Here is a 24,298-nt window from a genome sequence, read left to right as displayed (position 1 = left end):
GACGATGATCTTCAAACATGACGATAGGGAATCCATCGACGGCCGCAACTTCGCTGTCAATCTGGGAACCAGCGGTTGAGACGCTGGGTCAAGACGAATCCCCGTCCCCGTGTCGCCGTCGCCACAGACTCGAAAGCGAGAATTGAGCACATCGCCCGAACGCCCCCCTATCTCTTCCCCATCGAAGGCTGGAGCACCCGATGTCCGAGCGGCATCTTACCCATCTCATCGAAGCCAACCGCATCTTCGCCGACCAGATCCGGACAGCCGACCAGAAGGCGGCCTACATCTTCACCTTCATCCTGGCGCTGGTCGTCTGGTCGGCGGAGACGCGGCGGTCGTTCTCGATGGAGCATCTCGCCTCGGCGGGGATAGTCAATGTCCTCGCCAGCCTGGTGCTGATGGTCGCGGTCGGCTTTGCGCTGGTCTGCGCCATATGCGTGGTGCTGCCGCGCTCGCGGCCAGGCACGAGCATCCTCTTCTGGGGCGCCTGGCCGGATGCCGCTCAGGCCCTCGACGCAGCGCGGCGAAGCGGCGACACCGACTTCCTCTATGAAGACTATCTGCAGAATACCACCACGCTCGCGGCGATCTGCAAGGCGAAATACCGGCTCGTCGCTTTCGCCTTCCGCGCCATGTTCGTCGTCGTCGCCAGCTATCTCGTACTCCTGGCGACGGGATGAGGCCGGAAGGTCACGTTCCGGAAATCAACGCCAGGATCGCCAGGACGATGACGGCCGCGCCGAGAAGTTCCAGGCCGCTGACCTTCTCGCGGAACCAGAAGACCGAGGTGGCGAAGGTAAAGACCAGTTCGATCTGGCCGAGGGCTCGGACATAGGCGACCCTCTGCAGCGTCATCGCCGTGAACCAGCCGGCCGAGGCGGCAGCGCCGGCAAGGCCGACGAGAATCCCGGGCGCCCAGGCCCGGGCGACGCGGGACAGCTCGGCGCGATCCTTCGCGGCCATCCAGGCGAGCATGACCAACGTCTGGATGGCGAGTGTGACGGCGAGAGTCACTGCCGCCCGTAGCGGCGCCGAGCCCTCCGGGATCGACAGGGCGGCGGCGCGAAACGCCACGGCGGAGACGCCGAACAGGGCTCCGGACGCGATCCCGATGACGGCCGCCCGGGAGGCCAGCCCCGTCCATACGTTGCGCGAGCCGCTGTTTCCGACCGAGATGAGAACGACCCCGATCACCCCGGCGACGACGGCGAGCAACGCCAGCGGCGAGATCGTCTCGCCGAGAATCAGAAACCCGAAGAAGGCGGCTTGCACCGGCTCCGTCTTTGAATAGGCCGTGCCGACCATGAAATTGCGCAGCCCGAAGAGATAGACGAGGAGAAACGTCGCGCCGATCTGGGCAAGTCCGCCGCAAAGCGCCGCGGCGACCGTTACGCCGCTCGGCGTCGGGATCGGCTCGCCGGCGATCTCGGCGACCGCAACGAGATAGATCAGCGCGAAGGGCAGCCCGAAGCCGAACCTGACGAAGGTCGCACCGGTGGTCCCCATGCTGCCCTTGAGGCGTTTCTGCAGGCCCGATCTCAGATTCTGGAAGAACGCAGCCGCGATCGTGATCGGGATCCAGAGGGGCATTTCGCGAATCGTCCTGTTTTTCGCAAGGTCCGACGTCTATCATCCCCGGATGCTTGAGAAACCGACAAAAGCCGAAGAGCGAAAGCTCACCGACAAGGAACCTTCCATCCGCAAGACCGCCGAGGTGCGGCCAGGCGATTTCGCCGGCATCCGCGATTGGGTGTTCGATCTCGACAACACGCTCTATCCGCGCCACACGAACCTGTTTTCGCAGATCGATCAGCGGATGACCGCCTTCGTCGCGGAGTTCCTGCAACTGCCGAAGGACGAGGCGAGGATTGTCCAGAAGGACTTCTACCGCCGGCACGGGACGACGCTGCGCGGTCTGATGATGGAGCATGCCGTCGATCCGGACGCGTTCCTGCAATTCGTCCACGACATCGACTATTCCTGGATCCATCCAGATCCGGCCCTCGGCGAGGTGATCGCGGGCCTGCCCGGGCGAAAATTCATCTTCACCAATGGCGATCGCAACCATGCCGAGCGCGCGGCGCGCCAGCTGGGCATTCTCGACCATTTCGAGGACATCTTCGATCTCGTCGCCGCCGACCTCGTGCCGAAACCGGCCGCCGAAACCTACGACAAGTTTCTCGGGCTGCACCGGGTCGACGCCGCCCATGCAGCGATGTTCGAGGATCTGGCGCGCAATCTCGAAGTGCCGAAGCAGCTCGGCATGCGCACGGTCCTGATCGTGCCGGCGAACTTCGAGGACACGTTCGGCGACGTCTGGGAGCACGAGGGCCGCGAGGGCGCACACATCGACTACGTCACCGACGACCTCGGCACGTTTCTGCGCAGCATCGGCTGAGGCCGGACGGATCTTCCCGCTTCCGGCCAGTGCTCGCTCACGGGGCGCTGAAGGCTCACGAGGACATGCGGGCCACTTCCGTACCGGCTCAGCCGCCGAGTAGCGAGCGGCCCCGCCGGACGAGACCTTTTTTCGGATCACCGGGGTTAGCCGAAGAGCGTGTGCTCGGACCGCTCTCCTCGCGATTCTGGCGAAGGATCGCCTCCATCTGCTCCTCCCCGTCGCCCTTCCCGACTATCGCGTCCTGCCGGTCGCGGGCGCTCCTGGCGTCGCTGTCCGCCGCTTCGCGCCTGTGATCGCCACGCGTGATGTCCTGCGGCGTGTCCGCGTTCTGTTGCTCGCGCATCAACTTCGAGTCGGTGTCGGACATGAAAAGAATCCCTGTGCCTTGGCGCTCTGGCCGCGTCGGAGCGGCGCGGGCGTTCGCCGCCATTGCAGGTCTGCAATGCGGCCTCGTCCTTTGGCGAACGGCATAGCTGCGACGACGGTTCCTTGACCGACCCTTGACGCCACCAGGCTGTTACTGACAACCCGCACTGCAAAACGCCGGGGCAACGCGCTCTGCGGCGAGCAGATTCGGGCAAAACGGTTCATGAGCGATGCATGGACGTGACGATTGTTTCTGCAGAACGCGGCGGCTACTGCGGCAGAGAGCGGCAACGGCTCGTGCGCCGCCGTGCGAAATGGTGGTCGAAATGACGGCAGATTGGTTTTGCCGACCCCGCTAGCAGGACGTCTTTGCTGGCGCCCTGCACCCTCTCCACGCCCAGGCTTGGCTGCGGTCCATCAACATCAGCCGGCCTTCTTGCCCGTCAGTCGGTGCAGACCACCGGATAGACCGCATCTTTCACCCTGGCAGTGGCGTCCGGCACGCTTTCGAGAGCGGCCTTCGCATCGGCGGTGCGGAACTCGATGTCGTTCTTGTGCAGGAATGCCGCGACCGCATCCGGGCGGATGGCGAAGTTGATCGACTGCGGGATGTCTCCTGTCGCGTCGGCGACGGCAACGGCGTCGAGCTTGGCGGTGACGACGCCCACCACGCGGCCGGCCAGATCGACGAGCGGACCGCCGGAATTGCCCGGCTGCACGGGGGCCGAGATCTGCAGGTAGCGCGGATCGTTCATCAGGCCGAGCAGTGAGGAGACGTTGCCGCGGGTGACGTTGAGCGAATCCGCCAGGATCGAACGGAGAGGGAAGCCGAGGGCAAGGATGTCCTCGCCGAGCCGGGGCTTGGCAGCGGAAATCGCGAGGGGCTTGCCGAGGCTCGAAGCGACATGGACGAGCGCAAGGTCATTGCCGTCGTCGATGCGAACTTCCGAAGCCGGCATGTTTTCCCCGACCTCGACCTTGCGGCAGCCGCGAACGACGTGGGCATTGGTCAACAGCCAGCCGTCGGCGACGACGAAGCCGGAGCCGGCCATGTCGAAAGCGGGGGTACCCGGCTGGGGGGCGATACCCTGCGCCGGCTCCATCGCTGCGCTTCCGCCGCGGCGGCTGCGGGGCAGCTCGAACAGATGCGAGCGGGCGCTGCCGTCGCCCTGTTCGGCCATCGCGTAGCGCGCAGCCTCACCTTCGGACGCCGACCGGCGGCGCGCCAGCATCGCGGAGAACGGGTTCGCGCCGTTGTCGGCGACGAGCGGCGCGTCCGGCTCGCCGGCAAAAGGTTCAAAGAGATTGGAGGCGACGGTGATGAAGGACCGGATCTCGCTCTCGCTCGCGCCGGCATCGGCGTAGGAGATCGAGAAGCCGCGAAGGTCCGAGCCGGAGCCGGCAAAGCGCATGAAATAGTGCCGACCGGACTCGCTGCCGGCAACGGTGAACCAATCGTCGGCCTTCTGGGCGTCGCTGACCGAGCGCTGGGCGGTCGGCTCGCTCAACGTGGCATAGAGCCCACCGAGCGTCTGGCCGGTTTCGGCGATGCGGACGGTCTCGACCTCGATGCGGTTGTCCTCGGCGCGCCACAGATTGCCGACTTCCGTCCGGCCGCGATCGCTGACCAGCTTCAGAGGCACGGCAAGGCGGGCGCCGGTGATGCCGTCGTCGACCATCTCGACCCCGAGGTCGGCCTGGACGCCGTCCGACAAGCCGATCAGCTTCTGGAGCATCACTTCGCTGATGACGCCGTCGGCCTTCATGCCATGACGCGCCTGGAAGTCGCGGATGGCGCGAAGCGTGGGGGCGGCGATCATGCCGGAGAACGGGCCGGAATAATCCCCCGTCCAGGCAAGCCGGATCTGCAAACCGCGGCGGAAGGAAAGATCCGTCTGCGTGTTGTAGGCAAGTGACAGCTCGGCTGTCGAGGATGTGATAGGCATACCGCTTGTCGAAAGGTCATGCGCTGCTGCTGCCGGCGAAACCGCCAGCAGGCAAGCTGCCATGATGACCCCCAATCCGCGACGCATATCATCCCCCTGCGGTGTCCGACGTTGCAGTCTATAATGCGGCGCGAACTTTTTCGATCCGCCAAGCCGTAAATCTTTTTTTAAAGGTTTCCGCCGCCATTTACGCGTGACGCAGGGGAAAGTACAGCTGCTCACGCAGCGTTGATGCATTCCCGCTTAGCCCGTGGATCGCTGCCGCAATCGTACGGATCGTAGGCCGAATGGCGGCGAAACCCCGCTCAGGCGAAGGGGCAAGCAAAGAGCCGATCTTCGACCGTCATGGCGCGCGCGGGGCCGCATCGCGCGCGACGCGCAGAACGATGACAACCACGTGACGCTGAGACGACCCTCCACCATCCGTGACCGGCAAGATGTTCGACACGCTGCGCGATCCGGCGGCCACGTCCTGACCACCGCGGCGCGCATGGCGACCACCCGCGGGTCCGCGGGCCGCTCGATCAATCGTGTGCCAGCGACCCGGCGGGCGCCGGACGAGCCGTTTCCTCGCCCAGCTCGATGCCGGTGATCCGGTCTCCACGCCGCTTCAGCTTGTCGCTCGACAGGGAAATCTGGTCGATATCCCGCGAGGCGTGGGCGAAGTGGCCCTTGAGGGCGGCGACCCGCGCGTCCAGCCGTTCCAGATCCTCGCCGAACAGCCGCACCTCGGACTGGATGCGGCCGGCGGAGGCGCGCAGCCGCGCATCCTTCAACACCGCCTGGACGACCTGGATCGACAGGTTGAGCAGCGACGGCGAGACGATGACGACCCCCGCCCGGTAGGCCTTCTGGACAACGTCGTCGAAGCGTTCGTGGATGACCGCGAAGATGCTTTCCGACGGCACGAACAGGAAGGCGGTGTCCTGGGTCTCGCCGGGGATCAGGTATTTTTCCGAAACCGCCCGGACGTGGACTTCCATGTCGCGGCGAAGCCGCGATGCCGCGGCCGCGCGCGTCTCGGCGTCCTCCGACGCTTCGAGAGCCGAATAGGCCTCGAGCGGAAACTTCGCGTCGATGACGAGGCCGGGGGCGCCGTTCGGCATCTTGATCAGACAGTCCGGCCGCCTGCCGTTCGAGAGTGTCGCCTGGAAGACGTAGACGGAGGCCGGCAGCGCGTCGGCGACGATCGCCTGCATGCGGCCCTCCCCAAATGCGCCGCGGCTCTGCTTGTTGGCGAGAACGTCCTTCAGCCGGACGACCTCGCCGGTGAGGCTGCGGATCTCGCTCTGCGCCTGGTCGATGACGGCGAGGCGCTCCGCCAGCGCCGACAGCGAGGCCTTGGTGTCTTTGGTGGTCGCAAGGATCGACTGGCCGACCCGGCTGGTCAGCCCGTCCATCCGGTCGGACAAGGCGCGGGTGAGATCGGCCTGCCGGGCGCCGAAGATCTCCGCCATGGTCTGCATGCGCCCGGAGATCTCGGCCTGGCTGCGCGACAGCTGGTCGAGCCGGGCGGCATTTTCCTCGGCCGCTTCCAGCGCCGCCTCGTGCCGCCTGGCGCGTCCGCCCGCCCGCAGCCACGCAAGAGCGAGGACGAGGCACAGCACCGCCAGGGCGGCGGCAAGACCGGTGACCTCGACGCCGGCGAGCACGGCGACTGGGCGGTTCAAGAGGGCGACGACGTCGAGAATCATGCCCGCGACGATAGCAGGCAATCCTTAACGATGGGACCAAAAGAAGAACGAACCAACCGATCGGCGGTAAAACGACCGAAACGCGCCGGCCCCGGCCCCGCGCGTCCTCACACGAGAGCATCGCTCCCGCGCGCACGAAGCGGATTGACCCCTTGATCGCCAGCGATTACCTCCGCGCCATGACGATCAAGCCGCTCATCATCCTTCCCGATCCCAAGCTCCGCGAGGTCTCAAGGCCCATCGAGCGGGTGGACGAACCCTTGCGCAATTTCGCCGACGACATGCTGGAGACGATGTACGACGCGCCCGGCATCGGCCTTGCGGCGATCCAGGTCGGCGAGCCGCTTCGCATGCTCGTTCTCGACGTGTCGAAGGAGGAGGAAGAAAAGGCCCCGCGGGTGTTCCTCAACCCCGAGATCGTCTCGCGTTCCGACGAACGCAGCCTCTACGAGGAAGGCTGCCTTTCGATCCCGGACTATTATGCCGAGGTCGAGCGGCCGGCGAGCGTGGTGGTGCGCTATCTCGGCCTCGACGGCCAGATCCACGAAGAGACGGCGGAGGGCATCTTCGCCACCTGCCTGCAGCACGAGATCGACCATCTCGACGGTGTCCTCTTCATCGATCACATCTCGAAGCTGAAGCGCGACATGGTGATCAAGAAGTTCACCAAGCAGGCGCGATTGAAATCGGCCTGAGACGATGGCGCTCTCCGTCGTCTTCATGGGGACACCGGCCTTCTCGGTCCCGACCCTTGCCGCCCTCGTCGAGGCCGGTCACCGGGTTTCGGCGGTCTACACCCAGCCGCCGCGCAAGGCCGGCCGGCGCGGGCTGAAGCTGACCCCCTCGCCCGCGCAGCTGGAGGCCGAAAGGCTCGGTCTCCCCGTCCGCTCGCCGCTGAACTTCAAGGATCCGGCCGAGGTCGAGGCCTTCGCCGCGTTGGAAGCCGACGTCGCGGTGGTCGTCGCCTATGGGCTGCTTTTGCCCCAGGCGCTGCTCGACGCGCCGCGCTTCGGCTGCCTCAACGGCCACGGCTCGCTGCTGCCGCGCTGGCGCGGCGCAGCGCCGATCCAGCGGGCGATCGAGGCGGGCGACGCCGCGACGGGCATGATGGTGATGCGGATGGAAGCCGGGCTCGACACCGGCCCGGTGGCATTGACGGCCGAGACCGAGATCGGCCCGAGCGAGACCGCCGGCGATCTGCAGGAGCGGCTGTCGCGCCTTTCGGCCGAACTGATGGTCGAGGCGCTCGCTAAGCTCGAAGCCGGCACCCTCACCTTCGAGGACCAGGCGGCGATCGAGGCGCGGACCGGCCGCGCGCCGCTCTATGCCAAGAAGATCGACAAGGCCGAGACGCCGGTCGACTGGGCGGCGGATGCGAAGGCCGTCGCCGGCAGGATCAACGGTTTTTCGCCGGCACCCGGCGCCTGGACGACGATGCCCTTTTCCGGTGCGCCGGAACGGGTGAAGCTCTTGCGCGCCGTCGCCGTCGATGGCGATGCCGGTGGAGACTTTGCTTCCCCCGCCCCCGGCACGACCCTCGACGACCACCTCACCGTCGCCTGCGGCACTGGCGCCGTCCGCCTCCTCGAACTTCAGCGCGCCGGCGGAAAGAAGGTGGCGGCCACCGAACTGTTGCGCGGCACGCCGATCGCGGCGGGCACCGTCCTGGGCGGGGGGTAGACGATGCTATGCGCCGGACCAGACATCACCGGGACCTGCGTCAGTCATCCGCTCGGCGTGATCCCCGAGCGTGTCACTGCCGTATTCACATGCTCCGGTTCCATTAGCCGGCACTCGCGTAGCGCCGACGTGGCAGAACCGGCGCGAGCATCAAAGCCTCGTCATCCCGGGCTTGACCCGGGATCCATTCCAAACCGCCAACGCCGCGAAGGCGAACGGTCGTTCATCAAACGACGCAAGCGCTCGGCCTCGTCGTCCCCATCCGAGCGCCAACCTCAACGCGTCGTCATTCTCGGGCCCCGCCCCGAGAATCCAGAGATCGTCGGGCTCGACGGGCTTCAGTTGGAGAAGGCGGAAGCGGTCGATGTTGCGGCGGGTGCTCCTGGATTCTCGGGACGGGCCCGAGAATGACGCGGCTGCGAAGTTCCACCACCAGTTGTCCACGTAGACGTCGCTTGGCATTGGCTTGCAACCGAAGCCCCTCTGAAATGTCGGGTGTTCGTAGGGACGAGGCCGGCGTCGACGAAGCGTCCGCGTCGCGCACGTCGCCCCTCGCCCTTCGACAGGCTCAGGATGAGGGGCTGCGGGAACGTCTTGCCGCTTCTTGTCGCTACGCCGCCCACGCAGTGCCCCCCGCCTGATGCCCCGCTACATGCTGACCATCGAATATGACGGCGGCCCCTATTGCGGCTGGCAGCGGCAGGACAACGGGCTGTCGGTCCAGGAGGTGATAGAGACCGGCCTTGCCGGCTTCACCGGCGAGGCACCGACGATCTTCGGCGCCGGGCGCACCGATGCCGGCGTCCACGCCACCGGCCAGGTGGCCCATGTCGATCTCTCCCGCGAATGGGAGCCCGACACGGTCCGCGACGCGCTCAACGCCCATATCCGCGACGAACCGGTCTCCATCATTTCCGCCGAGCGCGTGGCGGACGACTTCGACGCCCGCTTCTCCGCCCGCAAGCGCTGGTATCTCTACCGGATCTTCAACCGCCGGGCGCCGCCGGCCATCGACCGCGGCCGGGTCTGGTGGGTGTCGAGGAACCTCGACGTCGCGGCGATGCACGAGGCGGCCCATGTCCTCGTCGGCACCCACGACTTCAACACCTTCCGCTCGTCCCACTGCCAGGCCAAGAACCCGATCCGCACGCTGGAAGAGCTTTCCGTCGCCAAAGGCCCCGGCGAGGAGGTGCACATTATCGCCATGGCCCAGTCCTTCCTGCACAACCAGATCCGCTCCTTCGCCGGGACGCTGAAGCTCGTCGGCGAAGGCCGCTGGACGAAGGACGACGTGATCGCCGCGCTGGAGAGCCGCGACCGGACACGCTGCGGCCCGGTGGCGCCGCCGGATGGGCTGTATCTGACGAGGGTGGAGTATGGCGACGCGCCGAAACGGACGCTGCCGGCCTATGAGGGGTGACGAGAGACATCGGCCACCTCACCACCTCGCGGCCTTGGCAAAATCGACGAAGGCCCTGAGCGGCGCCGGCAAATGCTTCCGACCGGGATAATACAGAAACGGCCCCGAGAAGCTCTGCCACCAGTCTTCGAGCAGCGGTTCCAGGCTGCCATCGTCGAGATGCGGCCGCAGCCACGCCTCGAAGAGCCCGAGGATGCCGGCCCCGCCCTTCGCTGCCGCGACGGCGAGGTCCATCCCACCGCCCGTCGAGACGATCAGCGGGCCGGCCGGCTCGACCTTGACCACCTCACCGTCCTTCTCGAACTCCCAGGGGCTGGTCAACGCCCCGCCGCGGAACCGGCCGAGCAGGCAGCGATGGGCGAGGAGATCGCGCGGATGGTCGGGCCGGCCGGCGGCGCCCAGATAGGCCGGCGAAGCTGCGATCGCCATCCGCTGGGTCCGTGGGCCGATCGGCACCGCGATCATGTCCTGCTCGAGCCGTTCGTCGTAACGGATGCCGGCATCGCAACCTTCGGCCAAAACGTCGACGAAGCTGTCCTCGACGATCACCTCGAGCCGGATGTCCGGATAGGACGCCAGGAAGGACGGGACGATCTTCGGCAGGACCAGCCGGGCGACGGCGACTGGAACGTTCAATTTCAGCGTCCCCGCCGGCCGCTCGCGAAACCCGTTGACGACGTTGAGCGCGCTCTCGACCTCCGACAGCGCAGGGCCAAGCCGATCGATCAGCCTCTGCCCCGCCTCGGTCGGAGCGACGCTGCGGGTGGTGCGGTTGAGCAGGCGAACGCCGAGCCGTGTCTCAAGCCGGCGAACTGCCTCCGACAGGCCAGAGGCGCTTTTTCCCGTGACGCGAGCTGCATCGCGAAAGCCGCCGGCATGGGCGACCGCAAGAAACTCGGGCAGATCGGCAAGATCGGTCATTGTGCGCCTTCTCGAACGGCCCGTGCGATTTGCCTGCCGTTATCGCACGACGATCGATCGCCTAGCTAGATGTCGAACAACACAGGAGTTCGACCATGACCGATCTTTCCAAAGCCGGCACCTTCAAGCTCGGCGACAAAACGGTGAAACGCATGGGCTATGGCGCCATGCAGCTCGCCGGACCCGGCGTCTTCGGCCCGCCGAAGGATCGCGCAGGCGCCGTCGCCGTGCTCCGCGCCGCCCTCGAAGCAGGCGTCGACCATATCGACACCAGCGACTTCTACGGCCCCCATGTCACCAACGAAATCATCCGCGAGGCGCTCCACCCCTATCCGCAGCACCTCACCATCGTCACCAAGATCGGCGCCACCCGCGGCTCGGACGGCTCATGGAACCCGGCCTTCTCGAACGGCGAACTCAGGCAGGCGGTCGAGGACAATCTGAGGAATCTCGGCGTCGAGGCGATGGACGTCGTCAATCTGCGCCTGATGTTCGACGTGCACGGCCCGGTCGAAGGTCCGATCGAGGTGCCGTTGACAGCGCTCGCGGAGCTGAAGCATGCGGGGCTGGTCCGCCACATCGGACTGTCGAATGCCACGGCCTTGCAAGTCGGCGAGGGTCGCACGATCACCGAGATCGTCTGCGTCCAGAACCACTACAATCTCGCCCACCGCGCCGACGACGGGCTGATCGACGATCTGGCGAAAGCCGGCATTGCCTATGTGCCGTTCTTCCCGCTCGGCGGCTTCTCGCCGCTTCAGTCAGAAACGCTCTCGAACGTCGCGGAAGGGCTGGGCAAGACGCCGATGCAAGTGGCGCTCGCTTGGCTTCTCCGGCGTTCGCCGAACATCCTTTTGATTCCGGGCACTTCAAAGGTGGCGCATCTGCATGAGAATCTCGCAGCCGCGGAGATGCAGCTGCCGGCCGACGCGGCTGCCGAACTCGATCGCATCGGGGCGGTGAAGTAGGCCCGAAGCGACAATAGTCGGGGCCGAAAAGCGACCACCGGTCCCGACGAATCCGGGTAAGAGGGATATCACTCACCGCCAATGGTCTTCATGAATGCCGGGTACCAACTCGGCGTGTTCAGAGCCAGGAGCAACGCGATCGTCAGAATCACCGTGACGAACCATGCCGCCACGCTTTGCAAGATTGCTGCAAGGCCGCTTGTGCGCCGATCGACATGGGAGGTTATGCGAGACTCCATCGCGTCGATCTTGCTGGCGAGCGAAGAGCGCTCGAAATCGGGACGCGCTTCCTCGATCGCGCTGGCGGCAAATTCCTGCAGAATGCGGTCGGCCGAATGGCGGAAAACGCTGACCGTAGTGGGGGATGGATCGCGCGTGGAACCATCGACGGGCCTCCCCCTCGACCTGTCCTCGCGGATTGACTGCTTGTAGAGAGCATAACCGAGCAGTCCGACCACATCGTCCTGATCGTCGACGAGATTTTCGAAGGCTCTGCTGTAGCGGCCAGCCGTCAGGCTATCGCCTTGCTCTTCGCCGCCCGACGAATTGCGCGATCGAACGCTTCCTGGCTCATCACGCGCAGTTTCTTGCCGTTCGGAAGCGTCAATGTCCGGACGACCGGCCCATGATCCAAGGATGCCGGGTTGGCCTTTGTGCTCACCTTGGGCTTCTTTGTTTGCCATTTCTGAGAGAAACTCACCAGACCCTCCACCGCTCCGCAAGCTAGCACGCCGACTTCATATCGCGAAGGCTACTCTCAAAACATAGCTATTCCTGCCGGCGTAACAATCCACGACCGTTTCCGGCGCTGTGCGGCAAAGCGCAGTCCGGATAATCATCCTGGCTGCCGCGTATGCGCCCCCCTCAAACCAGCGGCACCCCCGTCACGTCCATCACCGCGCCGTAGCTCATCAGCGAGGCGATGATCATCATCACGGTGATGGCGACGGCGGCGGCGAAATCCTTGGCGAGCGCGAAATAGATCAGCCGCATGGTGAGGGTGACGGTGGCGAGGGTGACGAGCAGGCCGGCGAAGGCCGTCACCTCGCCGGCACCGAAGAGGATGACGATCAGCCAGTAGGGCGACACTGCCCAGGCGAGCAGCGCACCGCCCCAGTTGGTGGCGACGACCAGCGGCACGATCTTCTTGGAATAGCCGATGCGTTTTGCCGCAAGCATCAGGATGAGCACCGGCAAAAGCCAGGCGACGACGTCGGCGAAGGCATGAGCGCCATAGATGACGATGCCGCTCCTCTCCTCCTGAAGCGGCCCATGGCCGCCGCCGAGCTCGTAGGCGAGCCAGGACAGAGCGAGCGGCGGCAGGGCCACGATGACGGCGGCGAAGGACTGCCAGAAACCGTCTGCGGAAAGATCCAGGCGCTTCAGCCCGTCGGCCTTGCCTGCCATCAACAGGAAGGCACCATTGAAGAACCGCACGACGTCGTCGAGTGTCGGCATCAGATCAGGCGTTGGCGGCGAACCAGCGGGCGATGAAGGCTTCATAGATTTCCGTCAGTCCTTCGAGGTCGGACAGGGCGACCCGCTCATTGGACATGTGCATGGTCTTTCCGACAAGCCCGAATTCGATCACCGGGCAATGATCCTTGATGAATCGTGCATCCGACGTCCCGCCCGAGGTGGAAAGCTGCGGCGCGCGCCCGGTCTTCTCCGCGATTGCGGCGACGAGCGCATCGGTCAAGGCGGCCCCCTTGGTGCCGGCTTCGCCCTTGGTCGAGAACGCCTCCGAAGGTCGATCGCGCCAGACGAGATCATAGGCAGCAGCCGGCCTTGCGGGGCGCAGGCGCTCCGAGGCCGCGCCCGCGGCAATCCGTTCGGCGAGCTCGGCCTTCAGCGTCTCGACGGTCCACAGGTCGTTGAAGCGGACGTTGAAGAAGACCGAGCAGCGGGCGCCGATGACGTTGACCGAAGGGTTGCCGGTCTCGATGGCGGTGATTTCGAGGTTGGAGGGCTGGAAGACTTCGGTTCCCCCGTCGAGCGGCGTCGCCAGCAGCGCCTCGGCGATCTGCACGGCGGAGCGGACGGGATTGTCGGCGAGATGGGGATAGGCGACGTGACCCTGCAGCCCCGCCACCCGCACTTCGCAGGATAGAGAGCCGCGCCGGCCGATCTTGATCATGTCGCCGAGGGCTTCCGGATTGGTCGGCTCGCCAACGAGGCAGGCGTCGAAGCGCTCGCCCCGCTCCCTCGCCCAGTCGAGCAGCTTGACCGTGCCGTTGACCGCCGGCCCCTCCTCGTCGCCGGTGATCAGGAAGGACAGTTGTCCCCGCGGCGCGGCGTGCTTGCGCACGTATCTGGCGGTGGCAGCGGCGAAGGCCGCGATTCCGCCCTTCATGTCGACCGCGCCCCGGCCGATCATCTCGCCGCCGGCGATCGAGGCCGCGAAGGGGCCGTGGCTCCAGGCGGCCAAATCTCCGGGCGGAACGACGTCGGTGTGGCCGGCAAAGACGAGATGCGGCCCGTCGTCGCCCAGCCGCGCGAAGAGATTTTCGACCGGCTCCGTCCCTGTCTCGGAAAACACCGGCCGGGCGACTTCGAAGTCCTGCCGCGCCAGCAGGGCTTCGAGCAGCGCCAGCGCGCCCCCCTCCTGCGGCGTCACCGAGGGACAGCGGATCAGCCCGGCGAGAATCGCGGCGGGATCGGTCGGGTCGATGGCGGCGGCGAGCGCCGCAGGCTCGGGGCGAGGATCGTGTGCTTTGCTCATGGCGCGGAGATAGCCGATCTGATGCCGGCTCGCCACAGTCGGCAGCGTCGGTGACGTTTCGTTAAGATTTCAAACCACGCGCCATGGCGCCGCCACGATTGCGCCGCGATCGGGCCGGAGACCGGCTGTCGGGGAAATTTCGAGCGGGGGTGTCTGTGCTCATTGGACGGAACGGTCTGAGGACGGATCGCAGGACGCGGTCGCCCTTGCTGCGGCGGGGCGCATCGCTCATGGCATTGGCCGGCCTCCTCGCGGTCTCCGGATGCATTGCGGACGGTCCCGGCGGCTCCCCGCTCGGCGTTGCCTTTGCCGGCAAGGAAGACGCGACGGATGCCACAAGCGATGCCGCAAGTGGCGAAGAAGCCGTCGCCGCCGCGAAGGTCTCTTCCAAAGGTGTCGAGAAGTCCGACCGGGTGATCGCCCGGCGCGAGGCGGCGCAGATGACCGAGACCGGGACGATTTCCGGCAGCGCCGCGATCGACGAGATGATCGTCGCCCACGCCAAGGAGAACGGCATTCCGCCCGCCCTCGCCTTTGCCGTCGTCAGGGTCGAAAGCCGCTACAATCCGCGCGCCCGCGGCCGCGGCGTCTACGGCCTGTCGCAGATCAAGCCGGCGACGGCGCGCAGCCTCGGCTTTTCCGGCTCGGCCAGCGACCTCCTCGATGCCGACACCAACCTCACCTACGGCATGAAATATCTGAAGGGCGCCTGGGAGCAGAGCGGCCACGACGTCTGCGGCGCCGCGATGAAATACAAGGGCGGCCACCGCACCACGCGGATGACCGCCTCTGCCCGCAGCTACTGCTCGAAGGTCAAGGCCCATATGGCCGAACTCGATCTCAGCCGTCGCGGCCCGGGCCGAGCGGTGCCAGCGACGATCGAGAACGAGACGAGACGAGCCGCAGAGCCTCGCCGCGAAGCTGCCGACGACATGGTCGAGGCGGTCGCCTTCGCGCCGCAGCGGGCCGAACGCGCGGCGCCGGTCGAGGTGATGCCGCCGGCGATTGGCGAGGCACCCGCTTCGGCCGGATCGAACGAGGGTTCCGCACGTGGCGGCCGCCTTGCCGCCAGCGCGAAGACGGCGCCAGAGGCCGAGACGGAGGCGACGAAAGCCCGGGACGCCAATCTCGCCGCCCGCTTCGGCGACGACGATGCGGGCGTGCCGGTGCCGGCACTGCGCCCGTCGGTTTCGAACTGATCCAATCCGGCCCTGGCAATGGTGGCGGGGAAGCCCTCGTCAGCGATCGGTGACGACCAGCATCGGGCCCAGCCGGTCGCGGCGATAGTCGATTCCGCCTTCCGGGTAGTAGAGGCTCGACACCGTGCCGTCGAAGAACAGCGCGTTCCGGCAGCCGAGCCCGTCCTTGAAGAACGTGCCGAAATCCCAGAAATTCACCGGCGAACGCGAGAGGACGAGGGTGACGATCCGCCCTTCCTCGCGCGCGCAAACGCCGTTGCGCACGTGCCGGCTGTCGGAATTCTCGATGAAGCGCGGATGCAGCTTGCCGTCGACGACGAGCATCGGCCCGGACTGGGTGGCGAGATCGGGTTCGTGCCCGCCGTCCAGATAGCGGGTCGATTCCATCACCTCCGCCCGGCCGTTCTCGACGAAGAAGACGCCGTTCGGCCGCAGGGAGTAGTTGCCCGAGCCGGTGCCGAGCACCGCGCCGTGAATCTCCCTGCCATCCTGCACGGCAAGGCCGACCGGCCGGCGATCCTGGTGATACATGCCGCCATTCATGATGAGCTCGGCCTTCCGGCCGGAAAACGACGCCCGCGCAGCCTCGAAGGTCTCGTAGGGCTTGCCTGCGGCGTCGACTGCCCGCAGCGACAGGCGATAGCGATCGAGCGGCACGTCGCAGACGATGTATTCGACGCCGGCTGCGCTCTCGGTGCGGCAGAGGCCGGCGTGGCCCGACGGCAAGGCAGGCACGGATTGCAGCCAGCTGAACAGGCCGCCGGCCGCGATGATCGTCGCCGGCCAGCCGGTGAGCAGCTTCGAGACCGGTCCGAGCTTCACGACCGACCGCCGGTCATTGAGACGAAATAGGTAGCGATATCAGCTCCGAAGCAACTCGTTGATCGAGGTCTTCGAGCGCGTCCGCTCGTCGACTCGCTTGACGATGACGGCACAATAGAGGCTCGGGCCGGGCTCGCCGTTGCCCATCGGCTTGCCGGGCATCGCACCTGCGACGACGACCGAATAGGGCGGCACCTCGCCATAGGTGACCTCGCCGGTGGCCCTGTCGACGATCTTTGTGGACTGGCCGATATAGACGCCCATGCCGAGGACGGAGCCTTCGCGCACGATGCAGCCCTCGACCACTTCCGAGCGCGCACCGATGAAACAGTTGTCCTCGATGATCGTCGGGCCGGCCTGCAGCGGCTCCAGCACGCCGCCGATGCCGACGCCGCCGGACAGATGGACGTGTCTGCCGATCTGGGCGCAGGAGCCGACGGTTGCCCAGCCGTCGACCATCGTGCCCTCGTCGACATAGGCGCCGAGATTGACGAAGGACGGCATCAGCACGACGTTCTTGCCGACGAACGCACCCTTGCGCACGATCGAACCGGGAACGGCGCGAAGGCCAGCATCGCGGAATCGGTTCTCGCCCCAGCCGGCGAATTTCGACGGCACCTTGTCCCACCAGGTGGCGCCGCCGGCACCGCCCTCGATGACGGTCATGTCGTTCAGGCGGAAGGAAAGGAGCACGGCCTTCTTCAGCCACTGATGGACCGTCCAGGTGCCGTCTTCGCCGCGCGAGGCGACCCGCGCCTCGCCGCTGTCCAGCATCTCCAGCGCCGCCTCGACGGCTTCGCGCACCTCGCCGGTCGTCGTCGGGGAAACCTTGTCCCGCTCGTCGAAGGCGCGTTCGATCGTCGTTTCGAGGGCGGCGCGGTCCTGCCCGGTCATCGGCATGGCTCCTTGATCATTCAAGCGTCTGGAATTGGTCAAAACTCGGGGGGCGGTCGAACGGCCAGCGTTCGAAAACATGCCCATCCAAATCGCCGCGGACCGTAGTTGCAGGGCTCAGGAAGGTCAATCGAGGCCGGCGATCGGTCAGACGCTTCGAGGCTCCGACGTCGGACCGGATCCGGCCGCTGCTGAAGGATCCAGCCATTCCGTTCTGCGGAGATTTCCCAACTCGGCTCTCCGGCCACGAAGTGCGAGCCGCGAAAGGAGCACCTGCCCTCGTCGCGGCAACCGCCTGAGACGACCGGCGGGCACTGGAGAACTTTTAAGGTTTTCGAGACCGCTCCGCGCGCCTTGGAGCTGTACGCGATCGAAGGTCAGGAGGCGGGCAGAAACCGCCCGCGCCGCTCCTTGGCCGGCCTAATTTGCGACCGCATCCGTCTTTTTCTCCATGCGCGCGCGCAGCGCCTCGCAGGGATCGTCGCGATCGGCGCGCGGGGTGAAGATGGTGAAGTCGTAGGGCGCCGGCGTCTCGGCCGCGAGTCCGTAATCGGCGGGGTTGCCGTCCTCGCCGGCGACTTCCAGCATCCGCACGGACAAGGTCTCAGCCTCGGGATCCACCCGCTTCAGAATCGAAGGAACACCGCGATCGTCGCGGACATGGCCGGAGCCGGCGATCAGCACCGCGCCGTTGCCCGATCGGGCCGCGTCGACCATCGCTGCCGCCATCGCGCCGTCACGCGCCCGCTGGGCGTCCGCCATGGCAGACAGCGCCGCCTCGGGCATCAGGCCGCAATGGGCGGTTCGAACCTCTTCCGTCAGATCGGCGACCGTCTCGGGATCGGCGGGCACGTCGAGCGACAGCCTGGTCCGCATCTCGGGCGGAAGCGCCGAAACGCCGCCCCGGGCGATCGAGCTCACCACGTCACGGTCGAGATTGCCGGGAGCGACGGCGAGGCCCTCGCGCCTGGCTGTCTCGAACATCGGCCGGTACATCGAGAAATCCAGCCAGCCCCGCTCGGACCATTCCAGCCGGTCCGCCAGCGCATCGACGTCGATGGCGCCGGCCCGCGGCGTGCCGAAGGCCGAGACGACGCTGCCGAGGCGCGGCGGAATCATTTCGAACACCAGCGAGAGATCCGCCGTCGCATCGGCGAGATCGGCGACGATGTCGCTCTGCAGCCGGTGATGATCGGGGTTGTCGTGCGTTTCGCCGAGAAGAACGTAGCGGGCCGTCTTAGCGGCACTCATCAGAGCCGCCGCATCCGCCCGGTTGCCGTCACCCTGGAATATGCCGCCGACGAGCGGATTGTCGGCGAAGAAGCGCGACTGCCATGCCGGCTCGTCGGCATCGAGAAGACGGCTGGAAAGCGGCGTCGCTTCGAAGGCGGGCGCCGCTGCATCGGCCGCCTTCGCCGCGGTCATGTCAGCAGCGGCGGCGGCGTCCCCCGCAGCGGCCAATTTCGTCAGGAACGCCGTGGCGCCGTTCGGAGATGAAATGTGGGAAGCCGTGGGCGCCAGCGCCGCACTGGCGGAAACCGGCGGAACCGCGCCATCCGCTACCGATGCGGCAATCCGCCGGTCGACGGCGCCGACGAAAGGCTCGACCGTCGACACCTGCACTTCGGCGAAATTTTCGTCGCCCTTGCGGCGATAAGCGAGCGAGACCCGGTGCGAAAGCGTCGGCGGGGTCAAGTCTTCCTCCGCCGATGCGGCCGGCAGCAGCGCCTGCGCCGGCTGCACGGACGAGCGAAGATCGGTCGCATCACCGGTCGGCAGATTCTGCGCAACCCCGTAGCCGATCCCACCCAGGACGGCTGCCAGCGACGGAACGATCCAATATTGGCGTTTCAAGTCGAACGACCCCCAAGCTCGGCTTTCGCAGCAGCCACATTCCCCTTGCGGCCGCTGCGTCGCGAAGCGTTACGAATTGCGCCAGCATGTGGCAAAACTATTGCAGAATCGCCACCGGGGCGAAATTTATCGGTCGCCCCCGTCATTTAGAGGCATTTGGCCGAGCGATTAGAGGCATTGGTCGGGCCATCGGCGAAATCGGCAGGCGCCAGGAGCGCTCATTTTGCCAGCAGTGCCTTCGCAACGATCAGCCGCATGATCTCGTTGGTGCCCTCGAGAATCTGATGCACTCGCAGATCGCGGACGATCTTTTCGATTCCGTAGTCGGACAGGTAGCCGTATCCGCCATGCAGCTGTAAGGCCATGTTGGCCACCGAAAAGCTCGTGTCGGTGACGAAGCGCTTGGCCATGGCGCAGAATTTCGTCGCGTCAGGCGCCTTCTGGTCGAGCTTCCAGGCGGCCTGACGCAGGAACACGCGGGCGGCCGACAGCTCCGTCTCCATGTCGGCGAGGCGGAACTGTAGCGCCTGGAACTCGGTCAACGGCTTTCCGAAGGCCTGGCGGTCGTGCATGTAGGCGACCGACTTGTCGAGCGCCGCCTGGGCGGCGCCGAGGGCGCAGGCGGAGATGCTCAGACGGCCGCCGTCGAGCCCCATCATGGCGTAGCGAAAACCGCTGCCCTCGTCGCCGAGGCGGTTCGCGTCCGGGATCCGACAGTCCTCGAGCCGCACCTCCGCCGTCGGCTGGGCGATCCAGCCCATTTTCTTTTCCTGCGCGCCGAAGGAGAGGCCCGATGTGCCGTTCTCGACCAGGAAGGCGGAAATGCCTCTCGGCCCCGCCTCGCCCGTTCGCGCCATGACGAGGTAGAGATCGGAAAAGCCGGCGCCCGAGATGAAGCTCTTGGTGCCGTTGAGGACGTAGCCGTCACCATCGCGCCGGGCGCTCGTCCGCAAGGCCGCGGCGTCCGAGCCCGAGCCCGGTTCGGTCAGGCAGTAGCTGGCGATCGCCTGCATCGAGGCGAGCTTCGGCAGCCATTCCGCCCGCTGCTCGTCCGAGCCGAAGCCGTCGACCATCCAGGCCACCATGTTGTGGATCGACAGGAACGCCGAGACCGACGGATCGCCGTAGGATAACGCTTCGAAGATCAGCGCGGCGTCGAGCCGTGACAGGCCCGAGCCGTGATCGTCCCGGACGTTGATCGCCGCCATCCCCAGGGCCGCAAGCTCGTTCAGGACCTCGCGCGGCAGGCGCTTTTCCTCTTCCCAGGTGGCCGCGTGGGGCGCCATCTTCTCGGTGGCGAAGTCCCGCGCCATCTGGAAGATCTGCTCCTGCTCGTCGGTGAGCGAAAAGTCCATTTTGCTGCCTCCCTGTCCATGCCGCCGGCTTTTTCGCCGATCTCCGAGGCGCGTTTCTCCGCCTCGTCCCTCTGCGTCGTCGATCCTCGCCATCTGACGGCGCCGGCGCGAGAAATTCAAGCAGGCGGCCCGGGCTATCGGTCAGCGCCGGGGCGGCCAAGGCGGTCTGCGAGCACCGCGACCATTGATCGATGCCGGGGTGTAGCTGATATGGATGAGGCTCACGCGATTCCTCATGCGAAATCTGATGTCCGGCAACGCCCTCGAAATCCTCAAGACCGTCTACGGCTATGATGCGTTCCGCGGGCCGCAGGCGCGCATCGTCGAGCATGTGATCGCCGGCAACAACGCCTTCGTGCTGATGCCGACCGGGGGCGGCAAGTCGCTCTGCTACCAGATCCCGGCCCTCGCCCGGCCCGGCATGGGGCTGATCGTCTCCCCGCTGCTGGCGCTGATGGCCGATCAGGTGGCCGCTCTGCGGCAGGCGGGTGTGCGGGCGGCCGCGCTCAACTCCGACCTGCCGCCGGAAGAGCGGCGGGCCTTGTGGGAGGCCATCGAGACCGGCGGGCTCGACCTTCTCTATGTCGCCCCCGAGACGCTTTTGCGCGGCGGCGTGCTGGAGCGGCTCTCAAGGACGCGACTGTCGCTGATCGCCATCGACGAGGCCCACTGCCTGTCCCAGTGGGGCCACGACTTCCGCCCCTCCTACCGCCAGCTTGACGTCCTCGCCCGGGAGTTTCCGACGACCCCGCGCATGGCGCTGACCGCGACGGCCGACGCCCCGACGCGGGCCGAGATCCTCTCGCATATGGGCATCGCCGAGAGCGATGCCTTCATCGCCGGCTTCGACCGCCCCAACATCCGCTATGCCATCGCCGAAAAGGACAATCCCCGCGCCCAGCTGAAGGAGTTTCTGCGGCGCCACGAGGGTGAGAGCGGCATCGTCTACTGCCTGTCGAAGCGCAAGACCGACGAAACGGCGGTCTGGCTGCGATCCGAGGGTTACGACGCGCTCGCCTATCATGCCGGCATGGACAAGGCGGAGAAAGAGGCCAACCAGCTGCGCTTCCAGCATGGCGAGGCGGTGATCATGGTCGCCACGATCGCCTTCGGCATGGGCATCGACAAGCCGGACGTGCGATTCGTCGCCCATCTCGACCTGCCGGGGAGCCTGGAGGCCTATTATCAGGAGACCGGCCGCGCCGGTCGCGACGGCCTGCCCTCCGACACGCTGATGCTCTACGGCCACGAGGACATCGCGCTGCGCAGCCGTTTCATCGAGGAGTCCGACGCGCCCGAACAGCGCAAGCGGACGGAGCGGCAGAAGCTCGACTCGCTGCTGGGGCTCGCCGAGACGGCGGGCTGCCGGCGGCAGGTGCTCCTGTCCTATTTCGGCGACCACTGCGAGCCCTGCGGCAATTGCGACACATGCCTGGAGCCGCCGCAGCTCTTCGACGGCACGATCGCGGCGCAGAAGGCCCTTTCCTGCATCTACCGCACCGGCGAGCGCTTCGGCCAGGCCTATGTCGTCGACGTTCTCCTCGGCGTCGAGAACGACCGCATCGCCCAGTTCGGCCACGACAAGATCTCCACCTTCGGAATCGGCACAGAGCACGACAGCCGCCTGTGGCGGGCGATCCTGCGCCAGCTGATCGCGCTGCGCCTCGTCGACGTCGACCACGCCGGCCATGGCGGGCTGTCGATCGCCGAGGCCGGCCGGGATTTCCTGCGCGAAAAACCCGACCTGATGCTGCGCGTTCCGCCGCCACCCCGCGCCCGGCGCGGCAAGGCCGCAGGAGGCAGAGCCTCGGGCGGCTCGGCGCAGCAATCCGCCGTTCCAGAGGCGGACCGGGCGCTGTTCCAGATGCTGCGCCAGAAGCGGATGGAAATCGCCCGTCTGCAAAACGTGCCGCCCTATGTGATCTTCCACGACAAGACGCTGATCGAGCTCGCGGCGGCCCGACCCGGCTCGCGGTCCGAGATGGCCAGGGTCCCGGGTGTGGGCGAAGCCAAGCTCGACCGGTACGGACCGGCTTTCCTGTCGGTGATCGCCGAACACGCGGAATGAAGGCGGGTCTGACGTCGGGCGGCTGAACTCCAGCGGCGCCGGCTCACCCGAGAAACAGCGTCGCGGTCTGAGGTGCGACGATGACGATCCCGAGGACGATCAGCATCACCAGGATGAAGGGCATCGTCGCGAGGAAGATCGCCTCGACCGACGTCCCCGGGTCGTTCAGCGTGTTGTGAACGGTGAACACCGAGATGCCGAAGGGCGGCGTCAACAGACCGATCTCGACCGCCAGCACGGTTATGATGCCGAAATGGAAGAGGTCGAAGCCGAGCCCCTGGGCGATCGGGGCGGCAATCGGCACGACGATGAGGAGGATCGACGTCGAGTCGAGGATCATCCCCATCAGGAAGACGAGCGCGACATAGAGCAGGACGAAGCCCCAGTGGCCGAAGCCGCTGTCGACGACGAGGGACTGGATGGCGTTCGGCAGCCCGGCAATCGACAGCATGCGCGAATAGAAACTCGCTGCGATGAGCAGCAAGAGGATGGAGACTGAGACGGTGCCGGTCTGCTTCATCACCTGCCAGAGCTTGCGCCGGTCGAGGCTGCGCCGGCCGATGGCGATGAGGAGCGCGCCGAAGGCGCCGACGCCGCCGGCCTCGGTCGGCGTGAAGAAGCCGGTATAGAGACCGCCAAGGACCAGAATGATCAGGAGGATGATCGGGACGAGCTTCAGAAGGATCTCGCCGGGCGTCAGGTGCGGGCCGGCATTCGCATCCATCCGGCGAGACCTCGCAGCCTCGGGGTCGGAGAAGACGAAACCCGGCGCCAGGGCCGCCAGCGCCATCAGCATGACCACGAAGCCGAGCGCCAGCATCACCCCGGGCACGATGCCGGCGATGAACATGCCGCCGATCGAGACCTCGGCGAGGACGCCGTAGATGATCAGGAGCAGGCTCGGCGGGATCAGCATGCCGAGGACCGAAGAGCCGGCGACGGTCCCGGCGCTGAACGATGCCTTGTAGCCGTGGCGCGTCATTTCCGGCACGGCGACGCGGGTGAACACCGCCGCCGAGGCGATCGAGACGCCGGTGACCGCCGCAAAGACGGTGTTCGCCGCGACGGTCGCGACGCCGAGCCCGCAGAGCACGCGCTTCAGGAGAACTTCCGCGACTTCGAACGTGTCCCGTCCGACATTCGAGACGCTGACCAGAAGCCCCATCAGGACGAAGAGCGGGATGGTGGCGAAGAGATAGTCCGAGATGCCGCTATAGGCGGTGAGTTCGAGCATGCGCAGCGACAGGTCGATATTGCCGCGGATCAGCCAGATGCCGAGAAACGCCACGCCGAGAAGCGCATAGGCGATGTGCATGCCGAACAGGACGAGCCCGACGAGAAGGCCGATCAGGAGAAAGCCGATCTCGAGCGAGGTCATTCGACCTGTCCCGTGGGAAGCGGATTGCGATGAATGGCCCGGTAGAGCGCGGCAAGCGCCGCGATGATCGAGCCTCCGACGATGATCGCGCGGAACGGCCAGGTCGGCACGGTGAAGACGCCCTGGACACCGAAGAATTCGCTCCGCATGAAGGCAGCGACCATCTTGTCCCACGACGCGTAAGCGACGAGGCCGAAGACGAGAGTACCAACAAGGCAGAAGAGGCTTTCCAGCGCGGCACCGGAGCGCGGGCTGCGATCGGCGATCCGGCGGAACAGGAAGTCGGCACGGGTCAGGCGACCCTGCATGATGGCCGCCGCCGTCTGGAGGAAGACGATGGCCACGACCGAATGTCCCGCGACCTCCGCCACGCCCGTGATGGGAGCGTTGAAGAAATTACGGCCGATCACGTCGGCGACGATCAGCGCCATCAGAAAGCCGATCCACAAAGTGCCGACGGAGGACAGCACGGCGGTCACCGTACCCAGCACGAAGCCGACCGGCGCCTCGGCGAAGGCGGGGATGATCTCGCCCTCCGCCTGCTGCGGTTCCATGATGTTGGGTTCGCTCATGATCGCTCGAACGTTCGGGACAAGAAGGCCGCCCG

General features: G+C 66.5%; 22 protein-coding genes. 8 read left to right on the top strand and 14 right to left on the bottom strand.

The features are described 5' to 3' along the window. Positions 1-200 precede the first annotated feature (200 nt). Entirely contained in the window at positions 201-683 is a 483-nt protein-coding gene (locus tag GTK09_RS02255) for a Pycsar system effector family protein (RefSeq protein ID WP_163460832.1), read from the top strand. Between the two features lie 10 nt (positions 684-693). Here the strand turns inward: GTK09_RS02255 and GTK09_RS02250 are convergent, their stop codons facing one another. Continuing rightward, positions 694-1,593: an EamA family transporter gene (locus GTK09_RS02250; RefSeq protein WP_163460831.1), complete on the bottom strand. Its 900-nt coding sequence runs from the start codon at positions 1,591-1,593 to the stop codon at positions 694-696. A gap of 49 nt (positions 1,594-1,642) precedes the next feature. Here GTK09_RS02250 and GTK09_RS02245 point away from each other — a divergent pair, with 49 nt between their 5' ends. Then, positions 1,643-2,401, top strand: coding sequence for a pyrimidine 5'-nucleotidase (locus tag GTK09_RS02245; RefSeq protein ID WP_163460830.1), 759 nt, complete (start codon positions 1,643-1,645; stop codon positions 2,399-2,401). Between the two features lie 88 nt (positions 2,402-2,489). Here GTK09_RS02245 and GTK09_RS02240 read toward each other — a convergent pair whose 3' ends face one another. The 3 genes from GTK09_RS02240 to GTK09_RS02230 form a co-directional block, all read right to left on the bottom strand. Further along, positions 2,490-2,771, bottom strand: a complete 282-nt coding sequence (locus GTK09_RS02240; RefSeq protein ID WP_163460829.1) for a hypothetical protein — start codon at positions 2,769-2,771, stop codon at positions 2,490-2,492. Positions 2,772-3,213: 442 nt separating this feature from the next. Further along, positions 3,214-4,716 (bottom strand): serine protease, encoded by a 1,503-nt coding sequence (locus tag GTK09_RS02235; protein ID WP_246217639.1) that lies wholly within the window; start codon positions 4,714-4,716, stop codon positions 3,214-3,216. A 524-nt stretch (positions 4,717-5,240) separates the two neighbouring features. After that, positions 5,241-6,410: a DNA recombination protein RmuC gene (locus GTK09_RS02230; protein WP_163460827.1), complete on the bottom strand. Its 1,170-nt coding sequence runs from the start codon at positions 6,408-6,410 to the stop codon at positions 5,241-5,243. A gap of 179 nt (positions 6,411-6,589) precedes the next feature. Between GTK09_RS02230 and def the strand changes: the two genes are divergently transcribed. The 3 genes from def (at position 6,590) to truA (ending at position 9,510) form a co-directional block, all read left to right on the top strand. Beyond that, positions 6,590-7,105: a peptide deformylase gene (gene def / locus GTK09_RS02225; protein ID WP_163460979.1), complete on the top strand. Its 516-nt coding sequence runs from the start codon at positions 6,590-6,592 to the stop codon at positions 7,103-7,105. Between the two features lie 4 nt (positions 7,106-7,109). Further along, positions 7,110-8,090 (top strand): methionyl-tRNA formyltransferase, encoded by a 981-nt coding sequence (gene fmt / locus GTK09_RS02220; RefSeq protein ID WP_163460826.1) that lies wholly within the window; start codon positions 7,110-7,112, stop codon positions 8,088-8,090. A gap of 640 nt (positions 8,091-8,730) precedes the next feature. Continuing rightward, positions 8,731-9,510, top strand: a complete 780-nt coding sequence (truA, locus tag GTK09_RS02215) for a tRNA pseudouridine(38-40) synthase TruA (protein ID WP_163460825.1) — start codon at positions 8,731-8,733, stop codon at positions 9,508-9,510. An 18-nt stretch (positions 9,511-9,528) separates the two neighbouring features. On the opposite strand, the gene GTK09_RS02210 is transcribed toward truA, so the two are convergent. Beyond that, positions 9,529-10,431, bottom strand: a complete 903-nt coding sequence (locus tag GTK09_RS02210; protein ID WP_163460824.1) for a LysR family transcriptional regulator — start codon at positions 10,429-10,431, stop codon at positions 9,529-9,531. 95 nt (positions 10,432-10,526) lie between these two features. Here GTK09_RS02210 and GTK09_RS02205 point away from each other — a divergent pair, with 95 nt between their 5' ends. Continuing rightward, the gene (locus GTK09_RS02205) at positions 10,527-11,399 is read left to right on the top strand and encodes an aldo/keto reductase family oxidoreductase (RefSeq protein WP_163460823.1); all 873 of its coding nucleotides are present in this window, start codon (positions 10,527-10,529) and stop codon (positions 11,397-11,399) included. 68 nt (positions 11,400-11,467) lie between these two features. Here GTK09_RS02205 and GTK09_RS02200 read toward each other — a convergent pair whose 3' ends face one another. The 3 genes from GTK09_RS02200 to dapE form a co-directional block, all read right to left on the bottom strand. After that, positions 11,468-12,082: a hypothetical protein gene (locus GTK09_RS02200; protein ID WP_163460822.1), complete on the bottom strand. Its 615-nt coding sequence runs from the start codon at positions 12,080-12,082 to the stop codon at positions 11,468-11,470. Positions 12,083-12,263: 181 nt separating this feature from the next. Beyond that, positions 12,264-12,857, bottom strand: coding sequence for a hypothetical protein (locus GTK09_RS02195; protein WP_163460821.1), 594 nt, complete (start codon positions 12,855-12,857; stop codon positions 12,264-12,266). A gap of 4 nt (positions 12,858-12,861) precedes the next feature. Continuing rightward, positions 12,862-14,070 (bottom strand): succinyl-diaminopimelate desuccinylase, encoded by a 1,209-nt coding sequence (gene dapE, locus GTK09_RS02190; RefSeq protein ID WP_163460978.1) that lies wholly within the window; start codon positions 14,068-14,070, stop codon positions 12,862-12,864. Between the two features lie 281 nt (positions 14,071-14,351). Here dapE and GTK09_RS02185 point away from each other — a divergent pair, with 281 nt between their 5' ends. After that, entirely contained in the window at positions 14,352-15,320 is a 969-nt protein-coding gene (locus tag GTK09_RS02185) for a lytic transglycosylase domain-containing protein (RefSeq protein ID WP_163460820.1), read from the top strand. Positions 15,321-15,359: 39 nt separating this feature from the next. On the opposite strand, the gene GTK09_RS02180 is transcribed toward GTK09_RS02185, so the two are convergent. The 4 genes from GTK09_RS02180 to GTK09_RS02165 form a co-directional block, all read right to left on the bottom strand. Next, on the bottom strand, positions 15,360-16,142 hold the full coding sequence (locus GTK09_RS02180; RefSeq protein ID WP_163460819.1) for a phosphodiester glycosidase family protein: 783 nt from the start codon (positions 16,140-16,142) through the stop codon (positions 15,360-15,362). 39 nt (positions 16,143-16,181) lie between these two features. Then, positions 16,182-17,036 carry a 2,3,4,5-tetrahydropyridine-2,6-dicarboxylate N-succinyltransferase gene (gene dapD, locus GTK09_RS02175; protein ID WP_163460818.1) on the bottom strand — a complete coding sequence of 285 codons (855 nt, stop codon included), beginning with the start codon at positions 17,034-17,036 and terminating at the stop codon, positions 16,182-16,184. A 420-nt stretch (positions 17,037-17,456) separates the two neighbouring features. Next, positions 17,457-18,890 carry a ChaN family lipoprotein gene (locus tag GTK09_RS02170; protein WP_163460817.1) on the bottom strand — a complete coding sequence of 478 codons (1,434 nt, stop codon included), beginning with the start codon at positions 18,888-18,890 and terminating at the stop codon, positions 17,457-17,459. A gap of 218 nt (positions 18,891-19,108) precedes the next feature. Next, positions 19,109-20,245, bottom strand: a complete 1,137-nt coding sequence (locus GTK09_RS02165; RefSeq protein WP_163460816.1) for an acyl-CoA dehydrogenase family protein — start codon at positions 20,243-20,245, stop codon at positions 19,109-19,111. 247 nt (positions 20,246-20,492) lie between these two features. On the opposite strand from GTK09_RS02165, the gene recQ reads away from it, so the two are divergent. Beyond that, positions 20,493-22,313 (top strand): DNA helicase RecQ, encoded by a 1,821-nt coding sequence (recQ, locus tag GTK09_RS02160; protein WP_163460977.1) that lies wholly within the window; start codon positions 20,493-20,495, stop codon positions 22,311-22,313. A 43-nt stretch (positions 22,314-22,356) separates the two neighbouring features. Here the strand turns inward: recQ and GTK09_RS02155 are convergent, their stop codons facing one another. Together GTK09_RS02155 and GTK09_RS02150 are read right to left on the bottom strand one after the other, a co-directional pair. Further along, the gene (locus GTK09_RS02155) at positions 22,357-23,691 is read right to left on the bottom strand and encodes a TRAP transporter large permease (RefSeq protein WP_163460815.1); all 1,335 of its coding nucleotides are present in this window, start codon (positions 23,689-23,691) and stop codon (positions 22,357-22,359) included. Further along, positions 23,688-24,263 (bottom strand): TRAP transporter small permease subunit, encoded by a 576-nt coding sequence (locus GTK09_RS02150; protein ID WP_163460814.1) that lies wholly within the window; start codon positions 24,261-24,263, stop codon positions 23,688-23,690. Before GTK09_RS02150 ends, GTK09_RS02155 begins: the two co-directional genes overlap by 4 nt. Positions 24,264-24,298: the final 35 nt, after the last annotated feature.

The sequence above is a fragment of the Jiella pacifica genome, assembly GCF_010500815.1.
Classification (GTDB): Bacteria; Pseudomonadota; Alphaproteobacteria; order Rhizobiales; family Rhizobiaceae; genus Jiella; species Jiella pacifica.
The sequence above is the reverse complement of the archived record's forward strand: the minus strand, read 5'-3'. Positions and strand labels throughout refer to the sequence as shown.

Coding starts and splice junctions, on each gene's coding strand:
- GTK09_RS02255 (WP_163460832.1), top strand. CDS start 201: ATGTCCGAGCGGCATCTTACCCATCTCATCGAAGCCAACCGCATCTTC.
- GTK09_RS02250 (WP_163460831.1), bottom strand. CDS start 1,593: ATGCCCCTCTGGATCCCGATCACGATCGCGGCTGCGTTCTTCCAGAAT.
- GTK09_RS02245 (WP_163460830.1), top strand. CDS start 1,643: ATGCTTGAGAAACCGACAAAAGCCGAAGAGCGAAAGCTCACCGACAAG.
- GTK09_RS02240 (WP_163460829.1), bottom strand. CDS start 2,771: ATGTCCGACACCGACTCGAAGTTGATGCGCGAGCAACAGAACGCGGAC.
- GTK09_RS02235 (WP_246217639.1), bottom strand. CDS start 4,716: ATGCCTATCACATCCTCGACAGCCGAGCTGTCACTTGCCTACAACACG.
- GTK09_RS02230 (WP_163460827.1), bottom strand. CDS start 6,410: ATGATTCTCGACGTCGTCGCCCTCTTGAACCGCCCAGTCGCCGTGCTC.
- def (WP_163460979.1), top strand. CDS start 6,590: ATGACGATCAAGCCGCTCATCATCCTTCCCGATCCCAAGCTCCGCGAG.
- fmt (WP_163460826.1), top strand. CDS start 7,110: ATGGCGCTCTCCGTCGTCTTCATGGGGACACCGGCCTTCTCGGTCCCG.
- truA (WP_163460825.1), top strand. CDS start 8,731: ATGCCCCGCTACATGCTGACCATCGAATATGACGGCGGCCCCTATTGC.
- GTK09_RS02210 (WP_163460824.1), bottom strand. CDS start 10,431: ATGACCGATCTTGCCGATCTGCCCGAGTTTCTTGCGGTCGCCCATGCC.
- GTK09_RS02205 (WP_163460823.1), top strand. CDS start 10,527: ATGACCGATCTTTCCAAAGCCGGCACCTTCAAGCTCGGCGACAAAACG.
- GTK09_RS02200 (WP_163460822.1), bottom strand. CDS start 12,082: ATGGCAAACAAAGAAGCCCAAGGTGAGCACAAAGGCCAACCCGGCATC.
- GTK09_RS02195 (WP_163460821.1), bottom strand. CDS start 12,857: ATGCCGACACTCGACGACGTCGTGCGGTTCTTCAATGGTGCCTTCCTG.
- GTK09_RS02185 (WP_163460820.1), top strand. CDS start 14,352: ATGGCATTGGCCGGCCTCCTCGCGGTCTCCGGATGCATTGCGGACGGT.
- dapD (WP_163460818.1), bottom strand. CDS start 17,036: ATGACCGGGCAGGACCGCGCCGCCCTCGAAACGACGATCGAACGCGCC.
- GTK09_RS02165 (WP_163460816.1), bottom strand. CDS start 20,245: ATGGACTTTTCGCTCACCGACGAGCAGGAGCAGATCTTCCAGATGGCG.
- recQ (WP_163460977.1), top strand. CDS start 20,493: ATGTCCGGCAACGCCCTCGAAATCCTCAAGACCGTCTACGGCTATGAT.
- GTK09_RS02155 (WP_163460815.1), bottom strand. CDS start 23,691: ATGACCTCGCTCGAGATCGGCTTTCTCCTGATCGGCCTTCTCGTCGGG.
- GTK09_RS02150 (WP_163460814.1), bottom strand. CDS start 24,263: ATGAGCGAACCCAACATCATGGAACCGCAGCAGGCGGAGGGCGAGATC.